A 16,236-nucleotide genomic window follows, 5' to 3' on the forward strand; every position below is an offset into this window, starting at 1 on the left:
TCGGCGAGGCCCGCGGCGTGGCACCGGAGGGCGGGTTTCCTCACTCGGGTGGCCTACGGGAAAGGGTCGATCGCGCTGGTGCAGCGGCTTAGACTCGGAGTTAGTGAACTCGTTCACAAGCGGGTTCGCACCGAGCACTGCACTAGTTCGAGGAGTGTCATGACCAGCGCCACCAGCCGCCGCACACCGGACGATGACGCCGACGTGATCGTCGTCGGAGCCGGACCGGCCGGCTCGACGGCTGCGACGTACCTGGCCAGGGCGGGACTGGACGTCCTGCTGCTGGAGAAGAGCGTCTTCCCGCGGGAGAAGGTCTGCGGCGACGGGATCACGCCGAGGGGCGTCAAGCAGCTCATCGACCTGGGCATCGACACCAGGGAAGAAGCCGGCTGGCTGCACAACAGGGGTCTGCGGGTCGTCGGCGGCGGGATCAGCCTGGAGCTCGACTGGCCCAGCCTGTCCGACTTCCCGCCGTACGGCGTGGTCCGCCCGCGCAACGACTTCGACGACCTGCTGGCCAAGGCGGCCCAGCGCGCAGGGGCGCGCCTGTTCCAGCAGACGTCGGTCAGCGCCGCCATCACCGACGACCGCACCGGCCGGGTCGTGGGCGTGGAGGCCAAGACCGGTCCCGAGCGCAAGCCCGTGACCTACCGGGCCCCGCTCGTCGTGGCCTGCGACGGGGTGTCGGCGCGGCTGGCGCTGTCGGTGGGCATCCAGAAGCGCGACGACCGTCCGATGGGCGTGGCCGTGCGCCGGTACTACACCAGCCCGCGCACCAAGGACGACTTCCTGGAGTCGCACCTGGAGCTGTGGGACAAGTCCAACCCCGCCGATCCGCAGTTGATGCCCGGCTACGGGTGGCTGTTCGGCATGGGCGACGGAACGGTCAACGCGGGGCTGGGCATCCTGTCCACCTCGTCGGCCTACGGCAAGACCGACTACCGCCAGCTGATGCGGTCCTGGTTGGACGGGACTCCCGAGGAGTGGGGATTCCGCGAGGAGAACGCCACCGGCAAGATCGGCGGAGCCGCGCTGCCGATGGGCTTCAACCGCACCCCGCACTACCGCAACGGCCTGCTGCTGGTGGGCGACGCGGGCGGCATGGTCAACCCGTTCAACGGCGAGGGCATCGCGTACGCGATGGAGTCGGCGCGGCTGGCCGCCGAGTGCGTGGTGCACGCGATGGCGCGTCCGACCGAGGCCTCCCGCGAACAAGCCCTCGCCCGGTACCCGATCGCCGTCCAGCAAGCGATGGGCGGCTACTTCCGGCTCGGCAATATCTTCAGCAAGTTGATTGGCAATCCCACGGTCATGCGGATGGCCACCAAGCACGGTCTGCCGCGCCGGACGTTGATGCGTTTCGTGTTGAAGCTGCTGGCAAATCTCTACGACGAGAAGGGTGGGGACGCCATGGATCGTGTGATCAGCACCACTACTCGCGTCACCCCTAGCGCGTGACGCCGAGTGTCTGGTCAGATGTCCCGGCAAGGGTGAGACAAGTCATAAAGTTAGGTACGCCTCACTACGGAGCCGATTCGGGCGACCGCATAGAGTGCGGACCTGATGCCTGAGGCGTGACCTGCGTCTCGGCGGGGACTGGCGATGTGTGTTCCGGGTCACGAACCCGGAACCGGTTGGAGGGGAGCAAAGGTGCTCGACCCGTACATCCCGTTGGTGCTGTTGTTCGCGCTGGCACTGGGTTTCGCGGTGTTCTCGGTCGCGATCGCGCCGCTCGTCGGTCCCCGTCGCTACAACAAGGCGAAGCTCGATGCCTACGAGTGCGGCATCGAGCCCTCGCCGCAGCCCGTCATCGGCGGCGGCCGGATGCCGGTCGCCTACTACCTGACCGCGATGTTGTTCATCCTCTTCGACATCGAGATGGTCTTCCTCTACCCGTTCGCGGTCTCCGCAGACGCCCTGGGGATGTTCGGCGTCATCGAGATCGTGCTGTTCATCGCGACCGTCGGCTTCGCCTACATCTACGTCTGGCGGAGAGGCGGCCTGGACTGGAACTGACCGGAGCGCGACCGCCCGGTCCTCCGGGCGCCTGAGACGAACTACAGGTACTAGCCGCAAGGACGCGGGAAGGAGTGCCGGCGATGGGGCTCGAAGAGCAGCTGCCCAACGGCATCCTGTTGGCCAACGTGGAGAAGCTCGTCAACTGGACCCGGAAGACGTCGATGTGGCCGGCGACGTTCGGGCTGGCCTGCTGCGCCATCGAGATGATGACCGTCGGCGGTTCCCGCTACGACATCTCGCGGTTCGGCATGGAGCGCTTCTCCGCCACCCCGAGACAGGCCGATCTGATGATCGTGGCCGGACGGGTGACCAACAAGATGGCGCCGGTGTTGCGCCAGATCTACGACCAGATGCCCGAGCCGCGCTGGGTGTTGGCGATGGGCGTGTGCGCCTCCAGCGGAGGCATGTTCAACAACTACGCGGTCGTGCAGGGCGTCGACCACGTGGTGCCGGTGGACATGTACTTGCCGGGCTGCCCGCCGCGCCCCGAGATGCTGCTCGACGCGATCCTCAAGCTGCACGCCAAGATCATGGACGAGCCGATCAACGGCAAGCGCGCGCAGGAGAAGCTCGAGCGCGGCGACCGCACGCCGATGATCCCGTCCTCCGAACGGTTCGCGCCGAAGAACGCCGCGCAGCGCAAGCGCGCCGAGCGGCAGCAGGCCGCGCAGCGCCGCGAGATGGGCGGATCCGAAGAGCTCGGCGCGTTCGAGAGCGCTCCGCAGCGCCCGGAACTCAAGTCGGGTAGGTGAGTTCGATGGCAGACGAGGAAACCACCCCGGCCCCCGGCGAGCCCGGTTCCAGCGCTGAGCGCGCGACGGACCTCTCGCCCGCAGGCCGGGAGCCGGCCCGCTCCGGAGCCCCGGCCGCGGGTCGCGAGCGCCAGGGCATGTTCGGCGTGCGCGGTACCGGTGACACCTCCGGTTTCGGCGGCCTGCGCCTCCCGGCCCACGTGCCGCACGCCAGCGAGCGGCCCTACGGGGGCTGGTTCGACGAGGTCACCGACGCGTTGTTCGAAGGCTTGCGGGCCAAGGGAATTCCGGTCGAGACCGTGCAGCAGGTGACCGTCGACCGCGGCGAGATCACCTACTACCTGCGCCGCGACGAGCTCCTCGAGGTCTGCCGCGTCCTGCGCGACGACCCGGCGCTGCGCTTCGAGCTGTGCAGTTCGGTGTCCGGTGTGGACTACGGGACCGAGGCGCCGCAGCGGCTGCACTCGGTCTACCACTTGACGTCGATGACCTACCGGCGTCGCATCCGGCTCGAAGTCGCGGTGGACGTGGAGGACCCGCACCTCCCGTCGGTCGTGCCGGTCTACCCGACCGCTGACTTCCAGGAGCGCGAGACCTGGGACATGTTCGGGCTGGTCTACGACGGGCACCCGGCGCTCACCCGGATCCTCATGCCCGACGACTGGGACGGCCACCCGCAGCGCAAGGACTACCCGCTCGGCGGAATCCCGGTGGAGTACAAGGGCGCCGAGATCCCGCCGCCGGACCAGCGCAGGGCCTACTCGTGATCGCGGAGAGGTGTGGGCAATGACCACCGAATCACTCACCGGCGCGTACCCCGCCGAGTCGAGAGACACCACCGAGGGCCGCATCTTCACCGTCACCGGCGGCGACTGGGACGAGTTCCTGGACGAAACCGGTGGCGAGGAGCGGGTCGTCATCAACCTCGGCCCGCAGCACCCGTCCACGCACGGTGTTCTGCGGCTGGTGCTGGAGCTGGAAGGCGAGACGGTCACCAAGGCCCGCTCGGTCATCGGCTACCTGCACACCGGCATCGAGAAGAACACCGAGTACCGGACGTGGACCCAGGGCGTCACGTTCGTGACGCGCATGGACTACCTGGCGCCGCTGTTCACCGAGACCGCCTACTGCCTGGGCATCGAGAAGCTGCTGGGCATCGAGGCGCCGGAGCGCGCCCAGACGATGCGCGTGATGCTCATGGAGCTCAACCGGATCTCCTCGCACCTGGTCTTCCTGGCCACCGGCGCGATGGAGCTGGGTGCGACCACCGGCATGACCTACGGCTTCCGCGAGCGCGAAGAGGTGCTCCACCTGCTGGAGTTCCTGACCGGTCTGCGGATGAACCACGCGTTCGTCCGCCCCGGCGGCGTCGCGCAGGACCTGCCGGCGGGCTGGCAGGACAAGGTCCGCGAGTTCATCAAGGTCATGGACACCCGCCTGCCGGACTACGACAAGCTGTTCAGCGGTCAGCCGATCTGGAAGCAGCGGTTGAAGGACGTCGGCCACCTGCCGCTGGACGGCGCGCTGCAGCTGGGCGTGACCGGACCGCTGCTGCGCGCGGCGGGACTGCCGTGGGACCTGCGCAAGGTCGAACCGTACTGCGGTTACGAGGACTACGACTTCGAGGTGCCCACCAGCAACGACGGTGACTGCTACGCCCGCTACATGCTGCGGGTGCAGGAGATGCACGAGTCGCTGAAGATCATCCGGCAGTGCGTGGACAAGATGGAGTCCGGGCCGCACATGGTGGAGGACGCCAAGATCGCCTGGCCGTCGAAGCTGAGCATCGGCGCCGACGGCATGGGCAACTCCCTGGAGCACGTCCGCAAGATCATGGGCCAGTCCATGGAGTCGCTGATCCACCACTTCAAGCTGGTGACCGAGGGCTTCGACGTGCCGCCCGGCCAGGCCTACGCGCCGGTCGAGTCGCCGCGCGGCGAGCTGGGCGTCCACCTGGTCTCCGACGGCGGCACCCGGCCGATGCGGGTGCACGTGCGCGAACCCAGTTTCGTGAATCTGCAGGCGATGCCGGCGATGGCCGAAGGCGGGCTGGTGGCCGACGTGATCGCGGCCGTCGCCTCCATCGACCCGGTGATGGGCGGGGTGGACCGATGACCGAGCAGTTCGACTTCACCACCACCGAGGAGCAGACCGACGCGGTCGACACCTCGGTGTTCGGCGAGGACACCAGGACCGAGGCGAAGCAGATCATCGCCCGGTACCCGGAATCGCGTTCGGCGCTGCTGCCGATGCTGCACCTCGTGCAGTCCGTGCAGGGGCACGTCAGCCCGGCGGGCATGAAGTTCTGCGCCGAGGAGCTGGCGCTGTCGGTCGCCGAGGTCAGCGCCGTGGCGACCTTCTACACGATGTACAAGCGCAAGCCGTGCGGTCAGCACCTGGTCAGCGTGTGCACCAACACGATGTGCGCGGCGCTGGGCGGCGACGCGATCTACAAGGCGCTGGGCGATCACCTGGGCGTCGGGCACGAGGGCACCGCGGGGGAACCCGGCACCGAGGGCTCGATCACGATCGAGCACGCCGAGTGCCTGGCGGCCTGCGACCTCGCCCCGGTGCTGCAGGTCAACTACGAGTACTACGACAACCAGACGCCGGAACAGGCGCTGGACCTGGTCAAGAGCCTGCAGCGAGGCGAGAAGCCCGCACCGACGCGCGGCCCCGCCCTGTCGGACTTCCGCGGGGCCGAACGCCAGCTCGCCGGCTTCTTCGACGACCTCGACGAGACCGTGACCGGCCCGTCGCTGGCGACCGAGACGGTGCGCGGCGCGGAACTGGCCCGGGACCGCGGCTGGACCGCGCCGAGCATGCCCGATGACGCGGAACTCCCGCCCCTGCCGGAGAAGAAGTGAGGGTGGCCATGACCGAACCGACTCCCAGCCCGGTGACCCCGGTGCTGACCAAGCGGTGGCTGTCGCCGGACTCCTGGACGCTGCACACCTACGAGCAGCTGGAGGGCTACACCGCGCTGCGCACGGCGCTGCAGGCCCACCCGGACCAGCTGATCGAGCTGGTCAAGGCGTCCGGCCTGCGCGGTCGCGGGGGTGCGGGCTTCCCGGCCGGCGTGAAGTGGGGCTTCATGCCCAAGGACCCGGTCAAGCCGCACTACCTGGTCATCAACGCCGACGAGGGCGAACCGGGGACCTGCAAGGACATCCCGCTGATGATGGCCGATCCGCACTCGCTGATCGAGGGCTGCATCATCGCCAGCTACGCGATGCGGGCCCACCACTGCATGATCTACGTGCGCGGTGAAGCCCTGCACCCGTTGCGGCGGCTCCACCACGCCGTCCGCGAGGCCTACGCCGCCGGATACCTGGGCAAGAACATCCTCGATTCCGGGTTCGACCTGGACATCGTCGTGCACGCGGGTGCGGGCGCCTACATCTGCGGCGAGGAGACGGCGCTGCTGGACTCCTTGGAGGGCAAGCGCGGTCAGCCGCGGCTCAAGCCCCCGTTCCCCGCCGCAGCCGGGCTCTACGCCTGCCCGACGACGGTGAACAACGTGGAGACCATCGCCTCGGTGCCGTTCATCGTCAACGGCGGTTCGGACTGGTTCCGCGAGATGGGCAGCGAGAAGTCGCCGGGCCCGAAGATCTACTCGATCTCCGGTCACGTCGAGAAGCCCGGCCAGTACGAGGCCCCGATGGGCACCACGCTGCGGCAGCTCCTGGAACTCGCGGGCGGCATGAAGGACGGCGTCCCGCTGAAGTTCTGGACCCCGGGAGGGTCCTCCACGCCGCTGTTCACCGCCGAGCACCTGGACGTCCCGCTGGACTTCGAGGGCGCCGCCGAGGCCGGATCGATGCTGGGCACCACGGCCGTGCAGGTCTTCAACGAGACCGTGTCGGTGCCGTGGGCCGTGATGAAGTGGACACAGTTCTACGAGCACGAGTCCTGCGGCAAGTGCACTCCCTGCCGGGAGGGCACCTACTGGCTCGCCCAGGTGCTGGAGCGGATGGTCGACGGGCACGGCACCGAGGAGGACATCGACACCCTCCTGGACGTCTGCGACAACATCTTCGGCCGTTCGTTCTGCGCCCTCGGTGACGGTGCGGTCAGCCCGATCACCAGCGGTATCAAGTACTTCCGCGAGGAATTCCTCGCGCTCTGCGACACGAACAAGTCCGCCGCGGAACTCGTAGGAGCGGCCCGATGACCCTGGCACCCGAATCCGAAGCGCGTCCCGTTCCGGACGGGCACGTCCGGCTGACCATCGACGGGATCGAGGTCGACGCCCCCAAGGGCGAGCTGCTGATCCGGACCGCCGAGCGGATGGGGATCACCATCCCGCGGTTCTGCGACCACCCGCTGCTGGATCCGGCGGGCGCCTGCCGGCAGTGCCTGGTCGAGGTCGAGATGAACGGCCGGCCGATGCCGAAGCCGCAGGCCTCCTGCACCATGACGGTCGCCGACGGGATGGTCGTCAAGACGCAGAACTCGTCGCCTGTCGCGGACAAGGCGCAGCAGGGCGTGATGGAGCTGCTGCTCATCAACCACCCGCTGGACTGCCCGGTCTGCGACAAGGGCGGCGAGTGCCCGCTGCAGAACCAGGCGCTCAAGCACGGTCGCGCGGAGTCCCGATTCCACGACACCAAGCGGACCTTCGCCAAGCCGGTCCCGATCTCCTCGCAGGTCCTGCTGGACCGCGAGCGCTGCGTGCTGTGCCAGCGCTGCACCCGCTTCTCCAAGCAGATCGCCGGTGACCCGTTCATCGAGCTGCTGGAACGCGGTGCGCTGCAGCAGATCGGCATCGGCGAGCAGCAGCCGTTCCAGTCCTACTTCTCCGGCAACACCATCCAGATCTGCCCGGTCGGAGCGCTGACCAGCGCTGCCTACCGGTTCCGGTCGCGCCCCTTCGACCTGGTCTCCACCCCGGGGCAGTGCGAGCACTGCGCATCGGGCTGCGCGACCCGGACGGACTGGCGGCGCGGCAAGGTGATGCGCAGGCTCGCCGGGGACGACCCGGAGGTCAACGAGGAGTGGATCTGCGACAAGGGCCGCTTCGCCTTCCGCTACGCCAACGCCGCCGACCGCATCACCCGGCCGCAGGTCCGGGTGAACGGCGAGCTGCGCGAGGCGTCCTGGACCGAGGCGCTGCAGGCGGCCGCCGAGGGCCTGGCGACCGCGCGTGACGCGGGCGGCGTCGGCGTCCTGCCCGGCGGCCGGCTGACCGTCGAGGACGCCTACGCCTACGCGAAGTTCGCGCGGGTCGCGTTGCGCACCAACGACATCGACCACCGCGCCCGGCCGCACTCCACCGAGGAACTGCGGTTCCTGGAGTCCACGGTGGTCGGCGTGACGCCGGAAACCGGGGTCACCTACCAGGACCTGGAGTCCGCCCCGGCCGTGCTGTGCGTGGCGTTCGAGCCGGAGGAGGAGTCGCCGATCGTCTTCCTGCGGCTGCGCAAGGCCGCGCGCGCCGGTGGGACGCAGGTCTTCCACGTCGCTCCGCGCAACTCGCCGGGTGTCGAGAAGACGACCGTCATCACGCACGCCGGCGGGCCGGTGCGCACCGGGTCGCTCGTGCAGTGCACTCCCGGTGGCGAGGCCGCCGCGCTGGAGTCGTTGCCGTCCGACGTGGACGAGGCGATGCGCCAGCAGGGCGCGGTGCTCATCGTCGGCGAACGCGCCGCCGAGGTGCCTGGCCTGCTCTCCGAGGTGCTGCGAACCGCTCAGCGCACGGGAGCCCAGGTCGCCTGGATCCCCCGCCGGGCCGGGGAGCGCGGTGCCGTCGAAGCGGGCGCGCTGCCGACGCTGCTGCCCGGTGCCCGTCCGGTCGTGGACGACCACGCCCGCTCCGAGGTCGAGCGGACCTGGGGCATGGCGCCCGGTTCGCTGCCCGCCGCCGCGGGTCGCGACCTCACCGAGATCCTCACCGCCGCCGCTTCCGGTGAGCTGCCGGGCCTGGTGCTCGGCGGTGTCGACCCGGACGACCTGCCCGACCCGGCGCTGGCGCGGAAGGCGCTGGACGAGGCCGATTTCGTGGTCAGCCTGGAACTCCGGCCGAGCGCGGTGACCGAGCGGGCCGACGTGGTGCTGCCGATCGCGCCCAGCGCCGAGAAGAACGGCAGCTACCTCAACTGGGAGGGCCGCCGCCGCGAGTTCGCCACCACCATCGACGGGACCGGCGCGCTGCCGGACTGCCGGGTGCTGGACACCCTCGCGGTGGAGATGGACGCCGACCTGTTCACGCAGAGCCCGGCCGCAGCGGGCGCCGAGCTCCAGCGGCTCGGCACGCACACCGGCGGGCGCACCGCCGCCCCGGACGAACCCGTCGCGCACGCGCCCCGGCCGGGCCCCGGCCAGGCCGTGCTCGGCACGTGGCGCCAGCTGCTGGACAACGGTTCGCTGCAAGCCGAGGAGCCGAGCCTCGCGGGCACCGCCCGCAACCGGGTCGCGATCCTCTCGCCGGAGACCGCCAAGCGGATCGAGATCAGCTCCGGACAGCGGCTGGAGGTCCGCACCGAGCAGGGCGAGATCGTGCTGCCGGTCGAGATCGCCGACATGCCCGACGACGTCGTGTGGGTGCCGACCGACTCCGGGAGCGCCCGGGTCCACGAGGCGCTCGGCGTCGGTCACGGAGCCCTGGTCGACCTCGCTCCGCGCAGCGGAAGTCTCGACGGCAACGGCGCTTCGCCGAACGGCAACGGCCGTTCCCCGGCCCACCACAACGGGGGGAAGGCATGACCAGAACCGCCGAACTGCTCGCCGACGACCCGATCTGGTTGATCCTGATCAAGGTCGTGGCGATCTTCGCCTTCCTGGTGCTGATGACGCTGCTGACTATCTGGGCGGAACGCCGGGTCATCGGCCGGATGCAGCACCGGCCGGGCCCGAACCGCGCGGGGCCGTTCGGCATCCTCCAGTCGCTGGCCGACGGTCTGAAGCTGGCGTTCAAGGAGGACATCCGGCCGGTCATGGCCGACAAGTGGGTGTACTTCCTGGCCCCGGTGATCTCCGCGACGCCCGCGCTGGTGTCGTTCGCGGTGATCCCGATCGGGCCCGAGGTCACGATCTTCGGCGAGCGCACCGCGCTGCAGCTGGTGGACCTGCCGGTCGGCCTGCTGGTGGTGCTGGCCTGCGCCTCGGTGGGCGTCTACGGCATCGTGCTCGCCGGGTGGTCCTCCGGTTCCCCCTACCCGCTGCTGGGTTCGCTGCGGTCGGCGGCGCAGGTGATCTCCTACGAGATCGCGATGGGCCTGTCGTTCGTCGCGGTCATCATGTACTCGGGCACGCTGTCGACCTCCGGCATCGTCGCGGCGCAGGAGAACGGCTGGTTCTTCGCGCTGCTGCCGGTGAGCTTCCTGGTCTACGTGGTGTCGATGGTCGGTGAGACCAACCGGGCCCCGTTCGACCTCCCCGAGGCCGAGTCCGAGCTCGTCGGTGGATTCCACACCGAGTACTCGTCGCTGAAGTTCGCGCTGTTCTTCCTCGCCGAGTACATCAACATGGTCACCGTCTCCGCGCTGGCGACGACGTTGTTCCTCGGCGGCTGGCACGCGCCGTGGCCGCTGTCGCTGATCGGCGACGGGGTGCTCAACACCGGCTGGTGGCCGGTGCTGTGGTTCCTCGGCAAGACGATCGCGTTCCTGTTCTTCTTCGTGTGGCTGCGCGGCACCCTGCCCCGCCTGCGCTACGACCAGTTCATGGACCTCGGCTGGAAGCTGCTGGTCCCGGTCAGCCTGGTGTGGATCGTGGCGGTGACGGTGATCCGCGCGCTGCGCAACTCCGAGACGGTCAGCACCCAGCAGTTCATGATCGGCGGAGCGGTCGTGGTGGTGATCCTGGTCGCGGCCACGTTCCTCATCCCGGACCGCAAGCCCGAGAAGGACTCCGACGAGGTGCCGCTGGCGGGCAGCGGGTTCCCGGTGCCGCCGCTCGACCTGGAAGTCCCCAAGACCCCGCCGCGACGCACCCCGGTGCGCAGCGGCACCGGTTCCGGCGAACTCGCGGGTCCGGAAGGCGAGGAGGCACCTCATGGGAATGTTTGATCCGATCAAGGGATTCGGCGTCACCTTCTCGACGATGTTCAAGAAGGTCGTCACCGAGGAGTACCCCGAGGTCAAGAAGGTCGCCGCGCCCCGGTTCCACGGACGTCACCAGCTCAACCGGCACCCGGACGGGCTGGAGAAGTGCGTGGGCTGCGAACTGTGCGCGTGGGCCTGCCCGGCCGACGCGATCTTCGTGGAAGGCGGGGACAACACCGACGAGGCCCGCTTCTCGCCAGGTGAGCGCTACGGCAAGGACTACCAGATCAACTACCTGCGCTGCATCGGCTGCGGGTTGTGCATCGAGGCGTGCCCGACGCGGGCGCTGACGATGACCAACGAGTACGAGACGGCCGATGACAACCGCCAGGACCTGATCTACACGAAGGCCGACATGCTGGCGCCGCTGCTGCCCGGGATGGAGCAGCCGCCGCACGAGATGCGCCTCGGCGAGGACGAGCAGGACTACTACGTCAACGGTCCTCAGCTCGCCAAGCAGCGGGGCGTCCCGGCGGGCGCGACGGTCGAGTCCGGCCCTGAGGAGGACGCGCGATGAGCACCGGAGTAGTGCTGGCGCAGGCCGGCGACGTGGTCGGCACCGGTGAGACGGTGCTGTTCTGGATCCTCGGTCCGCTGTCGCTGCTGGGCGCGCTCGGCATGGTCTTCGCCCGCAACGCGGTGCACTCCGCGCTGTGGCTGGTGCTGACGATGCTGAGCCTGGGCGTGCTCTACATGGGGCAGAGCGCGTCGTTCCTGGGGTTCACCCAGATCATCGTCTACACCGGCGCGATCATGATGCTGTTCCTGTTCGTGCTGATGATGGTCGGTCGCGACTCCTCGGACTCGGTGGTGGAAGTCCTTCGCGGGCAACGGCTCTGGGCGGGCATCGGCGGGATCGGCCTGGCGCTGCTGCTGGTCTCGGGCCTGGCCCGGTCGCTGACCTCGGTGCAGGCGGCCCCGCCGCTGGACGCCTGGAAGCCGTCGGGCGGTGGCGCGGGCGGTCTCGGCCGGCTGATCTTCACCGACTACCTGTTCCCGTTCGAGCTGACCTCCGCGCTGCTGATCACCGCCGCGGTCGCCGCGATGGTGCTGGCCTACGGCGGCAAGGGCCGCGGGCCGCGCCTGAGCCAGCGCGAGCAGGCCAACGCGCGGTTCCGCGGTGAGCGCCCGTCGCCGCTGCCCGGCCCGGGCGTGTACGCCACGGCCAACTCCGTGGCCGTTCCCGCGCTGCTGCCGGACGGTTCGGTCGCGCCGGAATCGCTGTCGGAGCTCCTGGAGAACCTGCCCGCCGACGCGCTCGACGACGAGCGCCGCGCGGTCGCCGGGGACGAACCCGAACCCGACGCCCGCGCGCTGACCGACGAGCCGGACCCGCCGGGCGCCACCGGTTCCGGGAAGTCCGGTGAGCCGGTCATCGACTCCGGCCCCGAGATCCCGGCGCCCCAGGCCAACGGCAACGGGCACTCGGACCAGCGAGCCGAGCACGCCACCGAGGAGGTTCACCAGTGACCCCCACGTACTACCTGCTGCTGTCCGCGCTGCTGTTCTCGATCGGCGCGGTCGGAGTCCTGGTGCGGCGCAACGCCATCGTGGTGTTCATGTGCGTCGAGCTGATGCTCAACGCGGTCAACCTGACGCTGGTCACCTTCGCCCGCATCGAGGGAACGGTGCACGGGCAGGTCATGGCGTTCTTCGTGATGGTCGTCGCGGCCGCCGAAGTGGTGGTCGGCCTGGCCATCATCATGTCGATCTTCAGGACGCGTCGCTCGGCCTCGGTCGATGACGCCAACCTGCTCAAGTACTGAGAGGGCGCGTGGTGACGGCAAAGATGCTTGAAACCGCAGCGGGGGTCGCCGAGGCGGCCGGGCCCGCGCAGTCCTACGCCTGGTTGCTGGTCGCGTTCCCGCTGCTGGGTGCCGCGATCTTGCTGATCGCGGGACGGCGGGCCAACGGCTGGGGACATCTGCTGGGAACGGCGACGGTGGTCGCCTCGTTCGTCTACGGGCTCTGGCTGTTCACCTCCGTGTCCGGGGCACCGCAGGGCGAGCAGGTCCGCGAACTGCACCTGTTCTCCTGGATCCCGGTCAACGCGCTGCAGGTCGACTTCGGGCTCCGCCTGGACCCGCTGGCGATGGTGTTCCTGCTGCTGATCACGGGTGTGGGATCGCTGATCCACCTGTACTCGATCGGCTACATGAGCCACGACCAGGAGGGGCGCACCGGCGCGGCCAACACCGAGCGCCGCCGGTTCTTCGCCTACCTGAACCTGTTCGTCGCCTCGATGCTGATCCTGGTGCTGGGCAACGGCTTCGTGACCCTCTACCTCGGTTGGGAGGGCGTCGGTCTGGCGTCCTACCTGCTGATCGGGTTCTGGCAGCACCGGCCCTCGGCGGCCGCGGCGGCGACCAAGGCGTTCGTGATGAACCGCGTCGGCGACGTCGGGCTGGCGCTGGCGATCTTCCTGCTGTTCGCCAACCTCGGGACCACCCAGTACGCGGAGGTCTTCGCTCGCGCCGGTGAGCTCTCGCCGGGCGTGCTGCTGGCGATCACGCTCCTGCTGCTGCTCGGTGCCTGCGGCAAGTCCGGCCAGGTCCCGCTGCAGGCGTGGTTGCCGGACGCCATGGAGGGCCCGACCCCGGTTTCGGCGCTGATCCACGCCGCCACGATGGTCACCGCGGGCGTCTACCTCGTCGCCCGCTCCAACCCGCTGTTCTCGCTCTCGCCGGGCGGTCAGCTGGCCGTCACCATCGTCGGCGCGGTGACGCTGCTGGTCGGGTGCGTCATCGGCTGCGCCTACGACGACATCAAGAAGGTCCTCGCGTACTCCACGGTCAGCCAGATCGGCTACATGATGCTGGCGGTCGGGCTCGGCCCGGCCGGGTACGCGCTGGGCATCATGCACCTGCTCACCCACGGCTTCTTCAAGGCCGGGCTGTTCCTCGGCGCCGGTTCGGTGATGCACGGCATGAACGACGAGGTCGACATGCGCAAGTTCGGCGGCCTCGCGCGGTACATGCCGATCACCGCGGGCACCTTCGGACTCGGCTACCTCGCGCTGATCGGGTTCCCGTTCCTGTCCGGCTTCTACTCCAAGGACGCCATCATCGAGGCGGCCTTCGGTCAGGAGGGCTGGCGCGGCTGGATCTTCGGCGGAGCCGCGATGCTGGGCGCCGGGATCACCGCCTTCTACATGACGCGCCTGGTGCTGATGACGTTCTTCGGCGAGAAGCGCTGGAAGGACCTGAAGGCCGGCAACGGCAAGGACTTCCACCCGCACGAGTCCCCGGCGATCATGACCGCGCCGATGATCGTGCTCGCGGTCGGTTCGATTGGGGCCGGCATGTTCCTGGCGGGTGGCGACCGGCTGGTGACGTTCCTGTCGCCCTCGCTGGGCGAGCTGCAAGAAGCCCCCCACACCGCGATCCCGCACGCGATGATCCCCGTGCTGACGGTGGCCATCTCCGCGCTGGGTGCGGTGATCGCGTGGCTGGTCGTGGGCCGCAAACCGGTTCCGGTCGAGCGCCCGGCGAAGGTCTCGCCGGTCGTGCGCGCAGCCCGCGCGGACCTCGGTGGCAACGCCGTCAACGACCTCCTCGCGGTGCGCCCGACCTTCGGTCTCACCAAGGGGTTGCTCGCGGTCGACCGCAAGGGCGTCGACGGCACGGTCTCCGGCATCGCCTCGGTGCTGACCTTCAGCTCCAGCCGGATGCGCCGCTGGCAGACCGGTTTCGTCCGGTCCTACGCCCTGTCCATGCTCTTCGGCGGTGTCGTGGTGATCGCCGCCCTGATGGCAGTGGGGTTCCCGTCATGACGACCTCGCACGGACCCGTTCTGCCCAGTTCGTATCGACACGGTGAGCTCCGGGAGGAGATCCGATGACCCTGCTGCTCGCCCTGGTGCTGCTGCCGATCGCCGGGTCGGTGGTGGTGGCGCTGCTGCGCGGCAACGCCGGTGCGGCGAAGTGGACCGCGCTGGGCTTCTCCCTCGCCGAGCTCGTCATCGCCGTCGCCGCGTGGTTCGCCTACGACCCGGCCGGTCCGCGGATGCAGCTGACCAGCTCGATCTCGTGGATCCCGTCGTTCGACATCAACCTCTCGTTCGGCGTCGACGGCATCGCCCTGGTGATGGTCCTGGTCATCGCCGTGCTGATGCCGCTGGTGCTGGGCTACAGCTGGGGAGAGCGGCTGCCGGAGGGACGTACGCACGGCGGGTTCTTCTCGCTGCTGCTGCTCGAACAGGCGCTGACGGTCGCGGTCTTCGCCGCCACCGACGTGTTCCTCTTCTACGTGCTCTTCGAGATCATGCTGATCCCGATGTACTTCCTCATCGGCGGCTACGGCGGTGAGAACCGGGCCTACGCCGCGGTGAAGTTCTTCCTCTACTCGTTCCTCGGCGGCCTGATCATGCTGGCGTCGGCGATCGGCGCCTACAGCTACAGCGCGCAGGTCACCGGTGAGGGCACGTTCGACTGGGCCAAGCTCGTCCCGATCCTGTCGGACGCCCCGGCGAACGTGCAGATCTGGCTGTTCCTGGGCTTCTTCGCCGCGTTCGCGATCAAGGCTCCGCTGTTCCCGTTCCACACCTGGCTCCCGGACGCCGCGCAGCAGGCGCCGATCGGCGTCGCGGTGATCGTGGTCGGCGTGCTGGACAAGGTCGGCACCTTCGGCTTCCTGCGCTACAGCCTGCCGCTAACCCCGGTGGCCGCGCAGCAGCTGGCACCGGTGGTGCTGGTGCTCGCGGTGATCGGCGTGCTCTACGGCTCGCTGCAGGCGTTCGGTCAGACCGACCTCAAGCGGTTCATCGCCTACGTCTCGATCGCGCACTTCGGGTTCATCGCGTTGGGGATCTTCGCGTTCACCTCGCAGGCGCACGTCGGCGCGGTGTCGTACATGATCAACCACAGCATCGCCACGGGCATGCTGATCCTGGTCATCGGCATGATCATCGTGCGAGGCGGCTCGACCCGGATCGCCGACTACGGCGGCATGGCGAAGGTGACTCCGCTGCTGGCGGGCTCGCTGCTGATCGCCGGGCTGAGCACGCTGTCGCTGCCCGGCACCAACTCCTTCGTCAGCGAATTCCTCGTGCTGGTCGGGTCTTTCGCGACCCGCCCGGTCTTCACGACGCTGGCCACGATCGGCATGGTGCTGGCGGCGGTCTACGTGCTGTGGCTCTACCAGCGCACCATGCAGGGCCCGGTGCGCGGCGACGCGCTGCTGGGCACCGCGGGCGGCCCGGGCGCGGTGATCGACCCGAGTCGCGAGGGCGCGCACCGGCTCCGGTTCACCGACCTGGGAGCCCGGGAGATCGCCGTGCTGGCCCCGCTGATCGTGCTGATCATCGGGCTCGGCGTGTACCCCAAGCCGGTCCTGGACGTGATCAACCCGTCGGTCGCGGCAACCATGAGCGAGGTCGGCGTCACCGACCCCGTGACCTCGCAGGGAGGTAACTGACAGTGG

At 69.3% G+C, this 16,236-nt stretch carries 14 protein-coding genes; all 14 read left to right on the forward strand.

The window, feature by feature from the left end:
* Positions 1-159: 159 nt before the first annotated feature.
* The 14 genes from FHU35_RS18495 (at position 160) to FHU35_RS18560 (ending at position 16,230) form a co-directional block, all read left to right on the forward strand.
* The gene (locus FHU35_RS18495; protein ID WP_145741293.1) at positions 160-1,458 is read left to right on the forward strand and encodes a geranylgeranyl reductase family protein; all 1,299 of its coding nucleotides are present in this window, start codon (positions 160-162) and stop codon (positions 1,456-1,458) included.
* Between the two features lie 144 nt (positions 1,459-1,602).
* Positions 1,603-2,016 carry an NADH-quinone oxidoreductase subunit A gene (locus FHU35_RS18500; RefSeq protein WP_145741295.1) on the forward strand — a complete coding sequence of 138 codons (414 nt, stop codon included), beginning with the start codon at positions 1,603-1,605 and terminating at the stop codon, positions 2,014-2,016.
* Between the two features lie 83 nt (positions 2,017-2,099).
* Positions 2,100-2,771, forward strand: a complete 672-nt coding sequence (locus FHU35_RS18505) for a NuoB/complex I 20 kDa subunit family protein (protein ID WP_145741298.1) — start codon at positions 2,100-2,102, stop codon at positions 2,769-2,771.
* A gap of 5 nt (positions 2,772-2,776) precedes the next feature.
* Positions 2,777-3,538, forward strand: coding sequence for an NADH-quinone oxidoreductase subunit C (locus FHU35_RS18510; protein ID WP_145741300.1), 762 nt, complete (start codon positions 2,777-2,779; stop codon positions 3,536-3,538).
* Positions 3,539-3,557: 19 nt separating this feature from the next.
* Complete coding sequence (locus FHU35_RS18515) at positions 3,558-4,886, forward strand: NADH-quinone oxidoreductase subunit D (protein WP_145741302.1); 1,329 nt, start codon at positions 3,558-3,560, stop codon at positions 4,884-4,886.
* On the forward strand, positions 4,883-5,638 hold the full coding sequence (nuoE, locus tag FHU35_RS18520; RefSeq protein ID WP_145741304.1) for an NADH-quinone oxidoreductase subunit NuoE: 756 nt from the start codon (positions 4,883-4,885) through the stop codon (positions 5,636-5,638). The genes FHU35_RS18515 and nuoE overlap by 4 nt, the downstream gene beginning before the upstream one ends.
* A gap of 8 nt (positions 5,639-5,646) precedes the next feature.
* A complete protein-coding gene (gene nuoF / locus FHU35_RS18525) occupies positions 5,647-6,945 on the forward strand; it encodes an NADH-quinone oxidoreductase subunit NuoF (protein ID WP_145741306.1) in 1,299 nt (432 codons plus the stop codon).
* Positions 6,942-9,476, forward strand: a complete 2,535-nt coding sequence (locus tag FHU35_RS18530) for an NADH-quinone oxidoreductase subunit G (protein ID WP_145741308.1) — start codon at positions 6,942-6,944, stop codon at positions 9,474-9,476. Before nuoF ends, FHU35_RS18530 begins: the two co-directional genes overlap by 4 nt.
* Positions 9,473-10,780: an NADH-quinone oxidoreductase subunit NuoH gene (nuoH, locus tag FHU35_RS18535; protein ID WP_145741310.1), complete on the forward strand. Its 1,308-nt coding sequence runs from the start codon at positions 9,473-9,475 to the stop codon at positions 10,778-10,780. Before FHU35_RS18530 ends, nuoH begins: the two co-directional genes overlap by 4 nt.
* Positions 10,767-11,333, forward strand: coding sequence for an NADH-quinone oxidoreductase subunit NuoI (nuoI, locus tag FHU35_RS18540; protein WP_145741312.1), 567 nt, complete (start codon positions 10,767-10,769; stop codon positions 11,331-11,333). Before nuoH ends, nuoI begins: the two co-directional genes overlap by 14 nt.
* Positions 11,330-12,286: an NADH-quinone oxidoreductase subunit J gene (locus FHU35_RS18545; protein WP_145741315.1), complete on the forward strand. Its 957-nt coding sequence runs from the start codon at positions 11,330-11,332 to the stop codon at positions 12,284-12,286. Before nuoI ends, FHU35_RS18545 begins: the two co-directional genes overlap by 4 nt.
* Positions 12,283-12,582, forward strand: coding sequence for an NADH-quinone oxidoreductase subunit NuoK (gene nuoK, locus FHU35_RS18550; RefSeq protein ID WP_093414272.1), 300 nt, complete (start codon positions 12,283-12,285; stop codon positions 12,580-12,582). Before FHU35_RS18545 ends, nuoK begins: the two co-directional genes overlap by 4 nt.
* A gap of 23 nt (positions 12,583-12,605) precedes the next feature.
* Positions 12,606-14,588, forward strand: coding sequence for an NADH-quinone oxidoreductase subunit L (gene nuoL, locus FHU35_RS18555; protein ID WP_145741318.1), 1,983 nt, complete (start codon positions 12,606-12,608; stop codon positions 14,586-14,588).
* A gap of 64 nt (positions 14,589-14,652) precedes the next feature.
* The gene (locus FHU35_RS18560) at positions 14,653-16,230 is read left to right on the forward strand and encodes an NADH-quinone oxidoreductase subunit M (protein WP_145741320.1); all 1,578 of its coding nucleotides are present in this window, start codon (positions 14,653-14,655) and stop codon (positions 16,228-16,230) included.
* The last annotated feature ends 6 nt before the right edge of the window (positions 16,231-16,236 follow it).

This window comes from Saccharopolyspora dendranthemae (assembly GCF_007829955.1).
Classification (GTDB): Bacteria; Actinomycetota; Actinomycetes; order Mycobacteriales; family Pseudonocardiaceae; genus Saccharopolyspora; species Saccharopolyspora dendranthemae.

Coding starts and splice junctions, on each gene's coding strand:
- FHU35_RS18495 (WP_145741293.1), top strand. CDS start 160: ATGACCAGCGCCACCAGCCGCCGCACACCGGACGATGACGCCGACGTG.
- FHU35_RS18500 (WP_145741295.1), top strand. CDS start 1,603: ATGTGTGTTCCGGGTCACGAACCCGGAACCGGTTGGAGGGGAGCAAAG.
- FHU35_RS18505 (WP_145741298.1), top strand. CDS start 2,100: ATGGGGCTCGAAGAGCAGCTGCCCAACGGCATCCTGTTGGCCAACGTG.
- FHU35_RS18510 (WP_145741300.1), top strand. CDS start 2,777: ATGGCAGACGAGGAAACCACCCCGGCCCCCGGCGAGCCCGGTTCCAGC.
- FHU35_RS18515 (WP_145741302.1), top strand. CDS start 3,558: ATGACCACCGAATCACTCACCGGCGCGTACCCCGCCGAGTCGAGAGAC.
- nuoE (WP_145741304.1), top strand. CDS start 4,883: ATGACCGAGCAGTTCGACTTCACCACCACCGAGGAGCAGACCGACGCG.
- nuoF (WP_145741306.1), top strand. CDS start 5,647: ATGACCGAACCGACTCCCAGCCCGGTGACCCCGGTGCTGACCAAGCGG.
- FHU35_RS18530 (WP_145741308.1), top strand. CDS start 6,942: ATGACCCTGGCACCCGAATCCGAAGCGCGTCCCGTTCCGGACGGGCAC.
- nuoH (WP_145741310.1), top strand. CDS start 9,473: ATGACCAGAACCGCCGAACTGCTCGCCGACGACCCGATCTGGTTGATC.
- nuoI (WP_145741312.1), top strand. CDS start 10,767: ATGGGAATGTTTGATCCGATCAAGGGATTCGGCGTCACCTTCTCGACG.
- FHU35_RS18545 (WP_145741315.1), top strand. CDS start 11,330: ATGAGCACCGGAGTAGTGCTGGCGCAGGCCGGCGACGTGGTCGGCACC.
- nuoL (WP_145741318.1), top strand. CDS start 12,606: ATGCTTGAAACCGCAGCGGGGGTCGCCGAGGCGGCCGGGCCCGCGCAG.
- FHU35_RS18560 (WP_145741320.1), top strand. CDS start 14,653: ATGACCCTGCTGCTCGCCCTGGTGCTGCTGCCGATCGCCGGGTCGGTG.